Genomic DNA, 15,360 nt, shown 5'->3' with positions numbered 1-15,360 from the left:
CTTATCAGGCGCGCTGGACGCCGAACAGATCATGATCGTCGGCATCCTCGATTTCGACCGTGATAATGTCGCCCGGCTGCAGCCCTTCGGCATCGCGCAGATGGACCTCGCCGTCGATTTCGGGCGCGTCGGCCTTCGATCGCCCGCTGGCTCCACCTTCGTCGTCGACGACGTCGATGATGACGTCGAGCGTGCGGCCGATCTTCGCCTGCAGCTTGGCCGCCGAGATTGCCGCGGTCCGCTCCATGATGCGGGCGTAGCGTTCTTCCTTCACCTCTTCGGGGACGTGATTTTCAAGCGCATTGGCCGCGGCACCTTGCACGGGTTCGAACCGGAACGCGCCGACCCGATCGAGCTGGGCTTCGTCGAGCCAGTCGAGCAGATATTGGAAATCCTGCTCGGTTTCGCCGGGAAATCCGACGACGAACGAGGATCGCACCGCGATATCGGGGCAGATCTTCCGCCAGGATTTCAGGCGATCGAGCACCTTCGCCTCATTGGCGGGCCGCTTCATCGCCTTGAGCACCTTGGGCGCGGCATGCTGAAAGGGAATGTCGAGATAAGGCAGCACCAGCCCGTCGGCCATCAGCGGGATCACCTGATCGACGTGCGGATAGGGATAGACATAATGGAGCCGCACCCAGGCGCCGAGCTTGCCCAGTTCGCGGGCGAGATCGGTCATGTGCGCGCGGACCTCGCCGCCCTTCCACGGCTTGGTTTCGTGGCGCGTATCGACCCCATAGGCTGAGGTATCCTGGCTGATGACCAGCAATTCCTTCGTGCCGGCGGCGATCAGTTTCTCGGCTTCGCGTAGGATCGCATCGGGCCGGCGGCTGACAAGATCGCCGCGGATCGAGGGGATGATGCAGAAGGAGCAGCGATGATTGCAGCCTTCCGAGATCTTCAGATAGCTGTAATGGCGCGGCGTAAGCTTGAGCCCCGCTTCGGGCACCAGATCGACATACGGTGAGGGCGGCACGGGCGCCGCCTCGTGCACCGCGCCGACGACCGCTTCATATTGATGCGCGCCGGTGATCGCGAGCACATTGGGGAAGCGGGCGCGGATCTTGTCGGCCTCGTCGCCCATGCAGCCGGTGACGATCACGCGGCCGTTCTCCGCGATAGCCTCGCCGATCGCCTCGAGGCTTTCCTCTTTGGCGCTGTCGAGAAAGCCGCAGGTGTTGACGAGCACGATGTCCGCACCCGCATAGTCTTGCGACAGGCCATAGCCGTCCGACCGCAGCTTGGTGAGGATGCGTTCGCTGTCGACCAGGTTTTTCGGACAGCCGAGCGAAACCATGCCGACTTTCGGCGGGGAGGGGAGTGTGATTGCCATGGGAGCGGGCGCCATAATCCTTTTCGGCGCGAAAATCGAGGGGCGTGTTTGCGGCAATGAAACTCCCCTCCCTGCAGGGAGGGGAGGCTATCCTCAGCTCCGGCTTGGCAGATAGCTCAGCGGATTGACCGGCTTGCGGCCGTTGCGGATCTCGAAGTGGAGTTGCGGTTCGCCGGTATAGGGATTGGCGCCGCTGCGCGCGATCATCTGGCCGCGCTTGACCTTCTGGCCGCGCGTGACGGCCAGGCTGTCGGCATAGCCATAAGCGCTGATCCAGCCGTCGCCATGCCGTACCAGCACCAGCGTGCCATAAGCCGGAATCTCCGATCCCACATAGGCCACGACGCCGTCCGCGGCCGCGGCGATCGTGCTGCCGCGCTGGACGCCGATATTGACACCGTCATTCTGCTGACCCCCAGCGTATTTGCCGAAGCCGCGCAGGATCGGGCCGCGCACTGGCCAGTCGAAGCGGCCAGCAAATTCCGTGGGTTCAGCGACCGGAGTCGTCGGCGGCAGGATGCGCGCGGGGCTGACTGTGGGCGGGGCCGGCTTTGCCTTGGTGGCGAGCGCCGGCTCGCTGCCGGTGATCAGATCCTCGATATCCAGCCGAAATGCGGCTTCGCGTTGCGAGTGAGTCATCGTCGCGACCTCGACCTTGCTCGGCACCAGCAGCCTTTGCCCCTCGCGCAACACATAGGGTTCAGTGAGTTCGTTGAGGGCGGCGATTCGCTGCCATTCGACGCCATAAGCGCGGGAGATCGCGATGCCGGTCTCGCCCTTGCCGACGCGATGGTAGCGGCCGGCTGGGATTTTGAGCTTCTGGCCGATGACGATCTTGAAAGGTGTCGCGATCGCATTGGCGCGCGCGATCGCCTCGGAGCCGGCGCCGGTCCTTTCGGAAATGCGCCGAAGAGAGTCGCCCGCTTTCACGACATAGATCGAAGCGGGGACATCGACCGCGGATGGTTCGACCTTTCGGATCTGCCAGGCGGGTGGCTCGGTTTTTGCGGGGGCGATTGCGGAAAGTGGTGGGGTCGGTGGCGAAACCGGGGCGCTATCGATCGGTGACTGATTGGCGAACAGCGCTGTGTTGCGGTTGGACGAAGGGACGGCGGCCGTGACGACGGGCCTCGCTTCGACCTTTGGCTGCGCCGGAATGCAGGCGACGACCAACAGCAGCGATGGCAGCAGGAGGAGCGAATGCGGAAAGACGCGCGGCATGAGCGACTGTTAGCAGCCCCCGCAGATCATGCCAGTGCGTTTGGCCGTTCTTGCGGCCAATGCCTAACGATAGATCTTGTCGAGCCCTGCCATCGATGGTTGATGGGTCAGGTTGCAATGCAGGGGTGTGACCGTCACATAACCATCCGCGCTGGCTTCGAGATCGGTGCGATGCCCCGGGGTCTGGGGCGCTCTGCCGAGGTTCAGCCAGTAATAATCGAAGCCGCGCAGATCGGTCCGCCGATCGAGCCGGGCGGCGGCATAATCACGCAGGCCCTGCTCGGCCACGCGGATGCCCCGTACCTGATCCGTCGCGATCGCGGGGAAGTTGATGTTCATCACGGTCCGCGGTGCCCAGGGCGCATCGATCAGGGGCCGCAGCACCCGCTCGCCCCATTGTTCCGCGACATCGAAAGGCACGTCGTTGCCGGCGCCTTCGCGTCGATAGACCTGGCTCATGGCGACCGAGCGGATTCCGGCCATCGCCCCTTCCATCGCCGCCGCCACGGTACCCGAATAGGTGACATCCTCGGCCAGATTCGCGCCGCGATTGACGCCGGACAGGATCAGGTCCGGCGGATTGTCCTTCATGACATGCGCCAGCGCCATCATCACCGCATCAGTCGGCGTGCCGGTTACCGCGAATTTCTTCTCGCCAAAGGCGTGGAGGCGGATCGGCCTTGTCAGCGTCAGCGAACGGCCGGCGCCCGACTGCTCCTCGATCGGTGCGACGATCGTGATGTCGTCGGAAAAGGCGCGGGCGATCGTCTCCAGCACGGCGAGGCCGGGCGCATGGATGCCGTCGTCATTGCTGAGCAGGATGCGCATATCAGGGGCGCAGTTCGGTGATGCCGCCCATATAGGGGATCAGCGCATCGGGGATCTGCACCGATCCGTCGGCCCGCTGATAATTTTCGAGCACCGCCACCAATGTCCGCCCGACCGCGAGCCCCGATCCGTTGAGCGTATGGACGAACCGCGTGCCCTTCGCTTCGCCGGCGGGGCGGTAACGCGCATTCATGCGCCGCGCCTGGAAGTCGCCGCAGTTCGAAATGCTGCTGATCTCGCGATAGCGCTGCTGCCCCGGCAGCCAGACTTCGAGATCGAAAGTCTTGCGGGCGGTGAAGCCCATGTCGCCGGTGCACAGCAGCATCCGGCGATAGGGCAGGCCCAGCTCTTCGAGAATCGCCTCCGCCGCCGCCAGCATTTCGGCATGGACGGCATCCGATTGCTCGGGCGAGGCGATCGCGACCAGCTCGACCTTGTCGAACTGATGCTGGCGAATCAGTCCGCGCGTGTCGCGCCCCGCCGCGCCGGCCTCGGAGCGGAAGCAGGGGGTGAGCGCCGTCATCCGCAGCGGGAGCTCAGCCTCGGCCAGGATCTTCTCGCGCACCATGTTGGTCAGGCTGACTTCGGCGGTGGGGATCAGCCAGCGGCCGTCGGTCGTGCGGAACAGATCTTCGGCGAATTTCGGCAACTGTCCGGTGCCGAACACCGCTTCGTCGCGGACGAGCAAAGGCGGCATCATCTCGGTGAAGCCGCGCGCGGCCTGACGGTCGAGCATGAACGCGCCGAGCGCCCGGTTCAGCCGCGCCATGCCGCCCTTCAGCACGGCGAAGCGCGCGCCGGAAATCGCGACGGCGCTTTCGAAATCGAGCCCCAGCGCAGGCGCGAAATCGGGATGCTCCCTTGCTGCGAAGTCGAACGTCGGCGGCGTGCCCCAGCGGGTCACCTCGACATTGCCGGCCTCGTCGGTGCCGGCCGGCACGTCGTTGGCCGGCAGGTTCGGGATCGCGGCCAACATCGCGTCAAGTTCAGCGACGATCGCGGCTTCGTCCGATTCGAGCGCGGGCATGCGTTCCTTGATCGCGGCGACTTCCGCCATCAGGCTGGCGGCGGTTTCCTCGTCGCGCTTCGCCTTGGCCTGACCGATCGCCTTCGAGGCGTCGTTGCGGCGCGTTTGCGCGGTCTGCAATTCGGTGGCAACGGCGCGGCGACGTTCGTCCAGAGCGAGCAAAGCGTCGGCACAGCCGGCCACATTGCGGCGGGCGAGCGCCGCATCGAAGGCCTTCGGGTTTTCGCGGATCATCCGGATATCATGCATGTGCCGCCTATGAAGCGATGGCGGCGGCGGTGCAACATTCTTGGCGGTGCCGCGGTTCGCCGGTTGACCGCAACTCTGCCACCCTCCGTCGCGGGGGCCTCGTTTCGAGGGAACCGGATGGCGACTCCGATGGTCCCTTTCGGGCAATCATCAAGGAGTTGACCGTGAAATTACATTTTGGCCTTATCGTCGGCGCGCTCGTCGCCACCCCTTTGGCGAGTCCGCTGATGGCGCAAGACGCGGCCGCGCCGGCCGCAACTACGGCCCCAGCAGCCAATGTGACAGCGGGCGCGGCCGTGATGGATACAAAGGGCGGCATGGTCGGGACGGTTGCATCGGTCACCGGAAATTTGGCGGTGGTGGATACCGGCGTCGTCAAGGCCAGCATGCCGACCTCATCCTTCGCGCAGTCCGATAAGGGGTTGGTCATCGCGATGACGAAAACCGAGCTGGAAGCTGCGGCCAAGAATGCGGCGCAGGGCAACGCCAGCGAAGTGGCCGCGCTGCTCAAGCCCGGTGCGGATGTGACCGATTCGAACGGCGGGGCTGTCGGCAAGATCGAGGCTGTCGATGCCAGCACGGCGGTTGTTGCCGCATCGTCGAGCAAATTCCGCCTTCCCAAGACGGCTTTCGCCAAGGGGCCTAACGGGTTGATGATCGGTATGACGCTTGCCCAGCTCGAGGCCGCGGCAAAAGCGAGTGGCCCCAGCTGAAACCCTGGTTGCTGAATAGCAAGGCTTAAAAGCCTGTATCCGTAACGACTGGATTGTTACGGATACAGGCTGAATTTCATGACATTTCGGTGAGAAAGTTGATTGCGCGAGATAGTCGCAAACGACACGTTCTGCGCTTGTATAGGCTCCGGCGGCTGGTTATAGCCGCGACGGGCGACGATTGGGCACAGCCAGTTGCGAGGCACCCGATGTCGTTAGAGGCGGAGATTGGGATGGCATCGTCGCTGAGTGGCGTATTCGACAATAATGATCGGGCAAATGTGACGACCACGGTCTCTTCGGATGATTATCGTCCCTCTGCGGACGAGCCCTTCATGAACGATCGGCAATTAACCTATTTCAAAAACAAGTTGCTCGATTGGAAAGAGTCGATCCTTCGGGAGTCTGCGGGAACGCTCCAGCAATTGCAGGTCGATTCGCTGCGTGAGCCTGACCTGACCGATCGCGCATCGAGCGAAACCGACTGGTCGATCGAGCTTCGTACCCGCGATCGCCAGCGCAAGCTGATTTCGAAGATCGACGCCGCGCTTCGCCGTATCGAAGAAGGCGAATATGGCTATTGCGAAGTGACGGGCGAACCGATTTCGCTGGGGCGGCTCGAAGCCCGGCCAATCGCGACGATGACCGTGGAGGCGCAGGAGCGCCACGAGCGTAACGAAAAGGTGTCGCGCGAGGAATAGTCCTGTCGGGCTTTTCTCCAAGATTGCGCCTTAACCGATTTTCCAGCATTTTCTGATCAATTGCCGCCCTGGATTGATCGACGTCGGGATTGCCCCGTTCGATCGCCGATTGGGGACAATGATGATCGAAGATGCGCGCGAGACGCTACCAAAGGATCCAGGCAAGCGCCGGCGCCCCCGCGATAGCATGCTGCTCATGGGAACGATCGAGGGCTGCGGGGATGTGGCCCGGCAGCGTCAGCCGATTCGCATCCGCAATCTGTCGCCGACGGGGTTGATGGCCGATTCCCAAGTCGAATATGATACCGGCTGCCTCGTCGAGGTGGAGTTTCGCGGTGTCGGAAAGGTTTCCGGCGAAGTTGTGTGGGTTCGCCAGAATCGAATGGGTATTACCTTTACGGCGCCGATAGACCCCAAGCTTGCACGCGTGCCGCAAATAACAGCAACGCCGCGCGAGTTGCGACAGATTGAGAAGAATATGCGTCGGCCGGGTCTGCAAAGCCTGGATTGAGGATCGGTCGATCCTCAATCCCTGAGCGTTGCCGACAGTCGAGTCGCGTCCGATTAAATTCGGGCTAGGGCTTCTTTCAACTTGAGCTTCTGTTTCTTCAGCTGGTTGATCAGCACATCATCTGGTGCTGGTCGTCGGGATTCCGCCGTGATGCGAGCTTCGATACCGGCATGCTTGGCGAGCATTGCGGAAGAATGAGCATTCACCATACAGGATGTCTCCTTTCATCTCCGACTGGGGAGAAGAGTAGATCACGATTCGGCGTTGCTGTCTCGTTCAAAAGCGAGGTTAAGCCCGTCCTCAACACGATTCGCCGTGACAGCCCGGCAACCATTTTTCGGACCATCCATCATGCAGTTTCTACGGGCTTGAGCGCAGTAGGTTTTTTCCCGTAGGGAATAGACCATAGCAGGTTCCAGGAGACGCTCGTTGGATAGCGAAGTGATTGCGCGACGGATTGAACTGCTTCGCCAGGAACATCGCGATCTTGATATGGCGACCGAAGCGTTGCTGGGTGCGCCGGCGATCGATCAGATGCAGGTTGCCCGACTCAAAAAGCGCAAGCTCCGGCTCAAGGATGAGATCGCCTTGCTGGAGGATCTGTTGATTCCGGATATCATTGCCTGACACCAAGCAAAAAGCCGGACCCCGAAGGGCCCGGCTTCTGCCGTGCGATACCGGTGAGGATCAAACCCACCCGTCATTCCAGCGAAAGCTGGAATCGCCCTTCTTCGTTCAAGCGGCTTTGGCGGCCGAAAGATCGATCAGCGGCGCGCGCTCCTCGCCGTCGATCGCGATGCGCCGGGGCTTCTTGTGCTCCGGAATTTCGCGGACCAGTTCGACGTTGAGCAGGCCATTTTCATATCCGGCCTTCGTCACCTTGATGGTGTCGGCCAGCTGGAAACGGCGTTCGAACGCGCGCTTGGCGATGCCGCGATGGATGAACTGCGGCTCTGCGCCCGCTTCGGCTTCGGCGGCACGGCCGACGATCACCAGCACATTGTCCTGCACGGTAACCTCGATTTCCTCGCGGCTGAAACCGGCCAGCGCCATCTGGATCCGGTAGCTGTCGCCGCCGGTTTTCTCGATATTATAGGGGGGATAGGCGTCGGCCTCGCCGCGGGTCGCGAAATCGACGAGCCGGTTGAGATTTTCGAATCCGATCGAGGACCGGAGGAGGGGGGAGAAATCAACTGCACGCATAGGTTCAAACTCCTTGTAGGAAGCGATTTTGACCATGTGGCCCACGGCCTTGCCGTCGGACCCGCCGATCCGCCCCGATTGGCGACGCATCGACGAAGCATCAGATAGGAAGGTCGTTTTCGGCTTCAAGGGGCTCGCCGCACCGCCCTTGTGTCGCGGCGGCCGGTGCCATAATCGCTGGGGCGGCAACAATCTTGGGGGCGGGCATGGCGGTGGTACAGGCAGTGATCGATCCGAAACGCGATCGGCTCGTGATCTTCGCATCGACGCTCGGCACCGTCTTCGAATGGTATGATTTCTTCGTCTATGGGACGCTCGCCAATATCGTCGCGGGCCATTTCTTTCCGTCGGACAATCCGGCCGTCAGCTTCCTGATCTTCCTCGCCAGCTTTGGCGTCGGCTTCGGGATGCGGCCGCTTGGCGCGCTATTGTTCGGTGTGCTCGGCGACAAGCTGGGCCGTAAATATACGTTCCTTGTCACCATCGCGATGATGGGCGTTGCGACAGCGGCGGTCGGCGCGCTGCCGACCTATGAGAGTATCGGCGTCGCGGCACCTATTCTGCTGGTCGCCTGCCGCGTGCTGCAGGGGCTCGCGCTCGGCGGCGAATATGGCGGGGCGGCGATCTATGTCGCCGAACATGCGCCGCGCCACCGCCGCGGATATTATACCAGCTTCATTCAGGCCGGCGTGATCGGCGGGTTCCTGCTCAGCCTGATGGTTGTACTGGTATCGAACCTGTTCGTCGACGAGGCGGCGTTCAAGGCGTGGGGCTGGCGCATCCCGTTCCTGTTTTCGCTATTGTTGCTCGCTATATCGCTGTGGGTGCGGCTCAAGCTCAAGGAAAGCCCGGTCTTCAAGGCGATGAAGGACGCCGGCGAGACCGCGAAGAACCCGCTGAAGGAGAGTTTCGGCAGCTGGGCGAAGATCCGCCTGCTGCTCGTCGCCTTGTTTGGGATCGCGGCCGGCCTCACTGTGATCTGGTACACGGCGCAGTTTCAGGCGCTCTATTTCCTCCAGAACGCGCTACGGATCGAGGATACGCCGGCGCGGCTGATCGTGGGCGCGGGGGCGGTTTGCAGCCTGTTCTGGTTCGTGCTGTTCGGCTGGCTGTCGGACAAGGTCGGCCGCAAGAAGCCGATCGTGATCGGCTATGCGCTGACGATCATTCTGCTGTTTCCGCTGTTCCATCTGATGGCGCAGGCCGCCAATCCGGGGCTGGCCGATGCGATGGTGCGCGCACCTGTCGTCGTTACGGGCAGCGACTGCAGCTATGATCCGTTCGCGACCAAGGGGCAGGTGACGGCGTGCGGCCGGGTTCTCGATGCCTTGTCGAAGAAAGGTGTGGCCTATAGCAAGATCGCCGGCGAGCCCGGTGCTGCACCGATCGTCGAGATCGGCGGCAAGGTCGTCGACAGCAGCAACGCCGCGGCGCTTGACGCCGGCCTGAAGGCTGCTGGCTATGATCTGGCGAAGATCACGCCGTCACTTGGTAGCGCCCTGAAAATCGTGTTGGCGATCGTCGCCATCGGCTTCCTGTCGGGCATGACCTACGGCCCGGTTGCCGCCTTGCTCGTCGAGTTGTTCCCCGCGCGCGCGCGCTATACCTCGATGTCGGTTCCCTACCATATCGGCACCGGCTATTTCGGCGGATTTCTGCCATTCATTAGCCAGTTCATGGTCGCCAAGACCGGCGATCCGTTCGCGGGCCTGTGGTACACGATCGGCGTCGTCGCGCTCGCTTTGGTGGTGACGCTGGTGGGCCTCCCCGAAACTTCGGGTAAGGAACTGGATTAGACGGTCAAGCGCGGCTATCGCGCTGCTGTGACCCAACCCACATTTCCTCCCGTCGAAGCTCCGCTGCGCCTGATTCTCGATGGGGCCGCGCTTGTCGACAATTGGCGCTGGCTGCACGATCGGGGCGGAGGCGCTGCTTGTGGTGCCGCGGTCAAGGCCGATGGTTACGGGATCGGCGCAGGCAATGTCGTGCGGCGCCTCCACCGCGCTGGCTGCCGCGACTTCTTCGTGGCGACCTGGGCCGAAGCGGTGGCACTCGGCCATCCCGGCGACGGGGCGAGCTTGTCGGTGCTGCACGGCGTGCGGCCCGCCGACATGGCGACAGCGGTGGCATCCCATGCCCGCCCGACCTTGAACAGCGCCGGAATGGTGGCGCGCTGGAAGGCTGCCGCGCCGGCTCGGCCGTGCGACGTCATGATCGATACCGGCATGAACCGGCTCGGCCTGACGCCGGCAGAAGCCGTTTCGGGGCTGCTGGACGGGCTGGCAATCGATACGCTGATGAGCCATCTCGCCTGCGCCGATACGCCGGAAAGCCCGATGAACCTTGTCCAGCGCAACGCTTTCGCACAGGTTGCTGCACAGGTACCGGCGCGACGCTACAGCCTGGCTAATTCGGCGGGAATCTGTCTGGGCACCGATTTCGCTTTCGATCTCACCCGGCCAGGGCTCGGGCTTTACGGCGGGGAGCCGGGGCCGGCGGCGGCGGGGCGGATCCGGCAGGTCGTGCGGATCGAGGCCGAGGTGCTTCAGGTTCGATCGGTCGAGGCGGGGCAAACGATCGGCTACGGCGCGACCTTCACTGCCCAAGCCTCGACGCGCGCTGCGATCCTCAATCTTGGCTATGCCGATGGCTATCTGCGCGGATTTGCGGGCAGGGGCTCGGCGCGCGCGGGTTCGGACCGTTTCGCGCTGGCGGGGCGCGTCTCGATGGATCTGATTGCCGTCGATATAGGGGCGGCAGATATCGGCGAAGGCGACTGGCTCGAGGTCGATTATCGGTTGCCCGAAGCGGCCATTCGATCGGGCCTGTCGCAATATGAGTTGCTGACCGGGCTCGGCACCCGCTATCAGCGCCACTGGACTGAGTAGGTGACCGTGGTTCTGAAGGCATTTATCGCTATCTTCGCTCCGATCGGGCGCGTGCTGGTCGCAGCAATGGCCGCTATCGGCCGTGTCGGCATATTCGCTTGGACGACGATTTCCCGCGCGGTGCGCCCGCCATATTATCCGGCGCGTTTCTTCGAGCAACTGATGCAGATCGGCTGGTTCTCGCTGCCTGTCGTGGGCATGACGGCAATCTTCAGCGGGGCTGCGCTGGCCCAGCAGACCTTTACCGCCGGCTCGCGCTTCAATGCGACCTCTACCGTGCCGGCGATCGTTGTGCTCGGCATGGTCCGCGAACTGGGCCCGGTGCTGGTCGGCCTGATGGTCGCCGGGCGGGTATCGTCGGCAATGGCCGCCGAACTCGGCACGATGCGCGTAACCGAACAGCTTGATGCGCTCAGCACTCTGCGCACCGATCCCTATCGCTACCTCATCGCACCGCGCCTGCTGGCGGCGTTGATCGCGGTGCCTTTGCTGGTGCTCATCGCCAATGCGATCGGCATTTTCGGCGGCTATTTCGTCGCAGTCTACAAGCTTCACTTCAACGCGATCGGTTATCTGGCCACCAGCCGCAAGTTCCTGACCGAGACCGATCTGCAAATGGCGTTGGTGAAATCAGCGTTCTTCGGTTTCTTCATTGCGCTGATGGGTTGCTACCATGGCTTCAACACGCAGGGCGGGGCGGCGGGCGTCGGCCGCGCGACCACTGACGCGGTGGTCTCTGCCTTCATCATGATCCTGCTGTCGAACATGATCATCACCTTGATGGCGTTTGGTTGATGGTGACGCAGCACAAGATCGTCCTTGAAGATGTAGCCAAGGCGTTCGGAACGAACGCCGTGCTGGACGGCGTCAATCTCGAGATCGAGCGCGGTGAATCGATGGCGATCATCGGCCAGTCTGGCAGCGGCAAATCGGTGATGCTCAAATGCATTCTCGGCTTGATCAGGCCCGGCCGGGGGGCGATCAAGGTTGACGGCGAGAATATCACCGATCTGTCGGCGCGCGAATTCGAACGGGTTCGGGCCAAGTTCGGCATGCTTTTCCAGGGAAGCGCCCTGTTCGATTCGCTGCCGATCTGGCGCAACGTGACATTCGCCTTGACGCAGGGGCGATCGCGCGATCAGGCGAAGATGCGCAAGATCGCCGAGGAAAATCTCGAGCGGGTCGGGCTTGATGCCAAAGTGCTGAACCTGCGTCCCAACGAACTTTCGGGGGGCATGCAGAAGCGCGTCGCGCTGGCGCGCGCTATCGCGCCGCGGCCCGAAATCATCTTTTTCGACGAACCGACCACTGGACTCGATCCCATCCGCGCCGACGTGATCAACGATCTGATCGTCGAACTGGTCGAGGATCTGGGCGTGACCGCGCTGACGATCACGCATGACATGGCATCGGCCCGCAAGATCGCGCACCGGGTGGCGATGCTCTATCAGGGTAAGATCATCTGGCGCGGACCGCGCGATCGGCTTTATGATTCAGGCAACCCTTATGTCGATCAGTTCGTTCAGGGCCGCGCCGACGGACCGATCCGGTGATTTTCGAATCAGCCGATGATTCACCGGTTTTGAAATCGCTTGGATCGATCACTGAGAGTTTTCTTTCTCATTGGATCGATCACAGCGCATCCGGCATACCGTGTCCATCGATCAACGAGGAGCTGAGATTATGCTGGGACGTACCGTACCGAATGTGACCCTGAAGACCCGTGTGCGGGACGAAACCGTCGCCGGACCCAACCCTTTCCGCTGGCAGGATGTGCATACCGGCGAGCTGTTCGCGGGCAAGCGCAGCGTCGTCTTCTCACTCCCGGGCGCGTTTACGCCGACCTGTTCGACCGAGCAGTGCCCGGCCTATGAGCGCCTCTACGAGGATCTGAAGGCGGCCGGTGCCGACGAAGTCTATTGCCTGTCGGTCAACGACGCGTTCGTGATGTTCCAGTGGGCGAAGAATCTGGGCATTACCAAGATCAAGATGCTCCCCGACGGATCGGGCGCTTTCACCCGGCGCATGGGCATGCTGATCAACAAAGATCATCTGGGCTTTGGCGAACGCAGCTGGCGCTATTCGATGGTCGTCGATGACGGCAAGATCGTCGCCTGGTTCGAAGAGCCCGGCATCAACGACGAAGGCGCCGACGAGGATCCTTATGGCGTCAGCGCGCCCGAGCCGATCCTCGAATGGCTGAAAGCTAACCCGAAATAAAATTCCTCCCAGGAACGGGGAGGGGGACCGCCCGAAGATCGGTGGAGGGGGCGGTGGCGCAGCCTCCGCTGACGCTGCCCCCTCCACCATCCTTCGGATGGTCCCCTTCCCCGAGCAATCTCGGGGAAGGGTTTTACTTTACCGTTCGATGCACATGGCGATGCCCATGCCGCCGCCGATGCAGAGCGTGACGAGGCCCTTCTTCGCATCGCGCTTGGCCATTTCGTAGATCAACGTGGTGAGGACGCGGGCGCCCGATGCGCCGATCGGATGGCCGATCGCGATCGCGCCGCCATTGACGTTGACGATATCGCCGTTCCAGCCGAGTTCCTTCCCGACAGCGAGCGCCTGCGCGGCAAACGCTTCATTGGCCTCGATCAGGTCGAGATCGGCCAAGGTCCAGCCGGCTTTCTCCAGCGCGAGCCGCGAGGCAGGGGCAGGGCCGATACCCATGATCGCGGGATCCACTCCGCAGGTCGCCCAACTGGCGATCCGGCCCAGCACGGGGGTGCCGCGCGCCGCCGCATCCTCAGCCGACATCAGCACCAACGCCGCGCCGCCATCGTTGACGCCGCTCGCATTGGCCGCGGTGACGGTGCCGTCCTTCTTGAAGGCGGGCTTCAGGCCGGCCATCGCCTCGATCGTCGCACCATCGCGAATATATTCGTCATCGCTGACGACGATGTCGCCCTTGCGACCTTTGACGGTGACGGGGGCGATCTCGTCCCTGAACCGACCCGCGGCGCGCGCCGCCGATGCCTTGTTCTGGCTGGCGACCGCAAAGCTATCCTGATCGGCGCGCGTGATCTGATACTTCTCGGCCAGATTTTCGGCGGTGATCCCCATATGATAGCTGTTGAAGGCATCGGTGAGACCGTCGAAGACCATCGTATCGACCAGCGAGACATGGCCCATCTTCGTCCCGCCGCGCAGGCTCTGCGCATGCTGCGACATCGACATGCTTTCCTGGCCGCCGGCCACCACGATGCGGGCGTCTCCGCAGCGGATCGCCTGTGCCGCCAGTGCAACCGCCCGCAGGCCGGACCCGCAGACCTGATTGATGCCGAAGGCAGTCGCCTCCTTGGGAATGCCGGCGGCGATCGCGGCCTGGCGGGCGGGATTCTGGCCCTGGCCAGCCGTCAGCACCTGCCCGAGAATTGCTTCATTGACGTCGTCCGGCGAAACCCCTGCCTGGGCCAGCGCCGCGACAATCGCCGTGCGGCCCAGTTCATGGGCGGGGACCGAACCCAGCGCACCCAGGAAGCTACCAACAGGGGTGCGTTTGGCGCCAGTGATAACGATATCGGACATGGGGCTTGCTCCGGCAATGTTGCATGAGCGAGGCAGGCGACAATCCTGATTCGCTCGGTCCTATTTTCGGCTCGCCCCTATCAGTTATTCCGCACCTGCGAAACCCAATCGAACAGCATCTGCCAGAGTGATTCGGGCGCGCGGGAGCCGACGACCATGCCCACATGGCCTTGGGCCAGCTCTATGCGTTCGCCGCCATTCCATCCCGATTCAGCTGGAGTGATGCGATCTGTGGTCGACAGGATGTTGAGAATCGGAATCGATAGCGCGGCAGGATCGATGATCCGCCCGTCGATCTGCCAGCGGCCTTCACCGGAGGCATTGCCGATCATCAGATCTTCGAACAGTTCGCGTCCTGCGGCAAAGGTCAGCGGCGGCCCGCCATTCGCCCAGTCCTCCACGGCGATATAGTTGAGCCCGGCGATGTTCGTGGGATCCTTGGTGGCAAACTCTTCGAATTTGCGGACGGTGCGCGCCGAATCGATCCGCCAGAACAATTGTTGCAGCAGTTCGGCGGGCACCAGTCCCATCGATTCCGCAACCGGCGCCGCAGCATTCCATAGCTGACGTATGCCCTCCCGCGTTTGCGAAGAAAATCCGCGATAGTCCCATGGTGCTGCAACAAGAATGAGCCCCGACGGGCGGCGAATCGTCGCCGCGGCCATCGCCATCGCGCCGCCCAGGCAATAGCCGGCCAGTGCGGCGTCCGGGCCCACTGTGTCGATGAGCGGCAGCAGATAGGTTTCCACATGGCCAATAATCGAAAGATCATGTTCATCGGGCAGTGGCGTGCCCCAGTCTATCAGATGTGGTTGCAGGCCCTGATCGGCCAGCCATTGCATCATCGAATTTTCCAGCGTCAGATCGAGCACCTCGGGCCCGTTGATCAGCGAGGGTACGAAAATCACCGGGCGCCCGCCCCCGCCATAGCGTCGCAATGTGGCCCGTCCGACATTGGCGACGATCTCGCCTCGCACGTGCTGATGTGGCCGCAGCGCTTTTTGATAAGCCTTCAGGCCAGCCAATGCGGCCTTTTGTCGTGCAGGGTCGTCCGCGGTTTCGCTGCGCAGCATATCGAGAAACAATGGGAGGGGGCGCGGCCTGTGTTGCGGTGCGGAAGAGTTTGATGCTATAGTGCCGCGACTAACGCAG

The 15,360-nt window shown here is 62.8% G+C and carries 17 protein-coding genes; 9 read left to right on the top strand and 8 right to left on the bottom strand.

Going from position 1 to position 15,360, the window contains the following annotated elements; genetic code table 11:
- Nucleotides 1-4: 4 nt before the first annotated feature.
- From rimO to serS, 4 genes are all read right to left on the bottom strand, one after another.
- Nucleotides 5-1,336: a 30S ribosomal protein S12 methylthiotransferase RimO gene (rimO, locus tag BLS13_RS07055; protein WP_093450915.1), complete on the bottom strand. Its 1,332-nt coding sequence runs from the start codon at nucleotides 1,334-1,336 to the stop codon at nucleotides 5-7.
- Nucleotides 1,337-1,429: 93 nt separating this feature from the next.
- Entirely contained in the window at nucleotides 1,430-2,557 is a 1,128-nt protein-coding gene (locus BLS13_RS07050; protein WP_093450914.1) for a M23 family metallopeptidase, read from the bottom strand.
- A 63-nt stretch (nucleotides 2,558-2,620) separates the two neighbouring features.
- Complete coding sequence (surE, locus tag BLS13_RS07045) at nucleotides 2,621-3,385, bottom strand: 5'/3'-nucleotidase SurE (RefSeq protein ID WP_093450912.1); 765 nt, start codon at nucleotides 3,383-3,385, stop codon at nucleotides 2,621-2,623.
- Nucleotide 3,386: 1 nt separating this feature from the next.
- Nucleotides 3,387-4,661, bottom strand: coding sequence for a serine--tRNA ligase (gene serS, locus BLS13_RS07040; protein WP_093450911.1), 1,275 nt, complete (start codon nucleotides 4,659-4,661; stop codon nucleotides 3,387-3,389).
- 164 nt (nucleotides 4,662-4,825) lie between these two features.
- Between serS and BLS13_RS07035 the strand changes: the two genes are divergently transcribed.
- From BLS13_RS07035 to BLS13_RS07025, 3 genes are all read left to right on the top strand, one after another.
- Complete coding sequence (locus BLS13_RS07035) at nucleotides 4,826-5,374, top strand: hypothetical protein (protein WP_143011898.1); 549 nt, start codon at nucleotides 4,826-4,828, stop codon at nucleotides 5,372-5,374.
- Nucleotides 5,375-5,607: 233 nt separating this feature from the next.
- Nucleotides 5,608-6,075, top strand: a complete 468-nt coding sequence (gene dksA / locus BLS13_RS07030) for an RNA polymerase-binding protein DksA (protein WP_093450908.1) — start codon at nucleotides 5,608-5,610, stop codon at nucleotides 6,073-6,075.
- Nucleotides 6,076-6,196: 121 nt separating this feature from the next.
- Nucleotides 6,197-6,586 (top strand): PilZ domain-containing protein, encoded by a 390-nt coding sequence (locus BLS13_RS07025; RefSeq protein WP_093451037.1) that lies wholly within the window; start codon nucleotides 6,197-6,199, stop codon nucleotides 6,584-6,586.
- Between the two features lie 53 nt (nucleotides 6,587-6,639).
- Here BLS13_RS07025 and BLS13_RS07020 read toward each other — a convergent pair whose 3' ends face one another.
- Entirely contained in the window at nucleotides 6,640-6,795 is a 156-nt protein-coding gene (locus BLS13_RS07020) for a DUF465 domain-containing protein (protein WP_081912084.1), read from the bottom strand.
- 220 nt (nucleotides 6,796-7,015) lie between these two features.
- Here BLS13_RS07020 and BLS13_RS07015 point away from each other — a divergent pair, with 220 nt between their 5' ends.
- Nucleotides 7,016-7,213, top strand: a complete 198-nt coding sequence (locus tag BLS13_RS07015; RefSeq protein WP_037527582.1) for a YdcH family protein — start codon at nucleotides 7,016-7,018, stop codon at nucleotides 7,211-7,213.
- Nucleotides 7,214-7,321: 108 nt separating this feature from the next.
- Here BLS13_RS07015 and BLS13_RS07010 read toward each other — a convergent pair whose 3' ends face one another.
- The gene (locus BLS13_RS07010; protein WP_093451035.1) at nucleotides 7,322-7,789 is read right to left on the bottom strand and encodes an Hsp20 family protein; all 468 of its coding nucleotides are present in this window, start codon (nucleotides 7,787-7,789) and stop codon (nucleotides 7,322-7,324) included.
- 206 nt (nucleotides 7,790-7,995) lie between these two features.
- On the opposite strand from BLS13_RS07010, the gene BLS13_RS07005 reads away from it, so the two are divergent.
- The 5 genes from BLS13_RS07005 to BLS13_RS06985 all read left to right on the top strand — a co-directional run bounded on the left by BLS13_RS07005 (nucleotide 7,996) and on the right by BLS13_RS06985 (nucleotide 12,897).
- Nucleotides 7,996-9,585, top strand: coding sequence for an MFS transporter (locus tag BLS13_RS07005; protein WP_093450906.1), 1,590 nt, complete (start codon nucleotides 7,996-7,998; stop codon nucleotides 9,583-9,585).
- Nucleotides 9,586-9,612: 27 nt separating this feature from the next.
- Nucleotides 9,613-10,677: an alanine racemase gene (alr, locus tag BLS13_RS07000; protein WP_093450905.1), complete on the top strand. Its 1,065-nt coding sequence runs from the start codon at nucleotides 9,613-9,615 to the stop codon at nucleotides 10,675-10,677.
- Complete coding sequence (locus BLS13_RS06995) at nucleotides 10,678-11,472, top strand: MlaE family ABC transporter permease (protein ID WP_093450903.1); 795 nt, start codon at nucleotides 10,678-10,680, stop codon at nucleotides 11,470-11,472. It abuts the gene before it with no gap.
- Complete coding sequence (locus BLS13_RS06990) at nucleotides 11,472-12,230, top strand: ABC transporter ATP-binding protein (protein WP_093450902.1); 759 nt, start codon at nucleotides 11,472-11,474, stop codon at nucleotides 12,228-12,230. The genes BLS13_RS06995 and BLS13_RS06990 overlap by 1 nt, the downstream gene beginning before the upstream one ends.
- 130 nt (nucleotides 12,231-12,360) lie before the next feature.
- The gene (locus BLS13_RS06985) at nucleotides 12,361-12,897 is read left to right on the top strand and encodes a peroxiredoxin (protein WP_093450900.1); all 537 of its coding nucleotides are present in this window, start codon (nucleotides 12,361-12,363) and stop codon (nucleotides 12,895-12,897) included.
- Between the two features lie 138 nt (nucleotides 12,898-13,035).
- On the opposite strand, the gene BLS13_RS06980 is transcribed toward BLS13_RS06985, so the two are convergent.
- Together BLS13_RS06980 and BLS13_RS06975 are read right to left on the bottom strand one after the other, a co-directional pair.
- Nucleotides 13,036-14,208 carry an acetyl-CoA C-acetyltransferase gene (locus tag BLS13_RS06980; RefSeq protein ID WP_093450899.1) on the bottom strand — a complete coding sequence of 391 codons (1,173 nt, stop codon included), beginning with the start codon at nucleotides 14,206-14,208 and terminating at the stop codon, nucleotides 13,036-13,038.
- 80 nt (nucleotides 14,209-14,288) lie between these two features.
- Nucleotides 14,289-15,281, bottom strand: a complete 993-nt coding sequence (locus BLS13_RS06975; RefSeq protein ID WP_176943470.1) for an alpha/beta fold hydrolase — start codon at nucleotides 15,279-15,281, stop codon at nucleotides 14,289-14,291.
- Nucleotides 15,282-15,360: the final 79 nt, after the last annotated feature.

The sequence above is a fragment of the Sphingomonas sp. YR710 genome (genome assembly GCF_900101455.1).
Lineage (GTDB): Bacteria > Pseudomonadota > Alphaproteobacteria > Sphingomonadales > Sphingomonadaceae > Rhizorhabdus.
This window is presented reverse-complemented; position numbering and strand designations above follow the sequence as displayed.

Coding starts and splice junctions, on each gene's coding strand:
- rimO (WP_093450915.1), bottom strand. CDS start 1,336: ATGGCAATCACACTCCCCTCCCCGCCGAAAGTCGGCATGGTTTCGCTC.
- BLS13_RS07050 (WP_093450914.1), bottom strand. CDS start 2,557: ATGCCGCGCGTCTTTCCGCATTCGCTCCTCCTGCTGCCATCGCTGCTG.
- surE (WP_093450912.1), bottom strand. CDS start 3,385: ATGCGCATCCTGCTCAGCAATGACGACGGCATCCATGCGCCCGGCCTC.
- serS (WP_093450911.1), bottom strand. CDS start 4,661: ATGCATGATATCCGGATGATCCGCGAAAACCCGAAGGCCTTCGATGCG.
- dksA (WP_093450908.1), top strand. CDS start 5,608: ATGGCATCGTCGCTGAGTGGCGTATTCGACAATAATGATCGGGCAAAT.
- BLS13_RS07025 (WP_093451037.1), top strand. CDS start 6,197: ATGATCGAAGATGCGCGCGAGACGCTACCAAAGGATCCAGGCAAGCGC.
- BLS13_RS07020 (WP_081912084.1), bottom strand. CDS start 6,795: ATGGTGAATGCTCATTCTTCCGCAATGCTCGCCAAGCATGCCGGTATC.
- BLS13_RS07010 (WP_093451035.1), bottom strand. CDS start 7,789: ATGCGTGCAGTTGATTTCTCCCCCCTCCTCCGGTCCTCGATCGGATTC.
- BLS13_RS07005 (WP_093450906.1), top strand. CDS start 7,996: ATGGCGGTGGTACAGGCAGTGATCGATCCGAAACGCGATCGGCTCGTG.
- BLS13_RS06990 (WP_093450902.1), top strand. CDS start 11,472: ATGGTGACGCAGCACAAGATCGTCCTTGAAGATGTAGCCAAGGCGTTC.
- BLS13_RS06985 (WP_093450900.1), top strand. CDS start 12,361: ATGCTGGGACGTACCGTACCGAATGTGACCCTGAAGACCCGTGTGCGG.
- BLS13_RS06980 (WP_093450899.1), bottom strand. CDS start 14,208: ATGTCCGATATCGTTATCACTGGCGCCAAACGCACCCCTGTTGGTAGC.
- BLS13_RS06975 (WP_176943470.1), bottom strand. CDS start 15,281: ATGCTGCGCAGCGAAACCGCGGACGACCCTGCACGACAAAAGGCCGCA.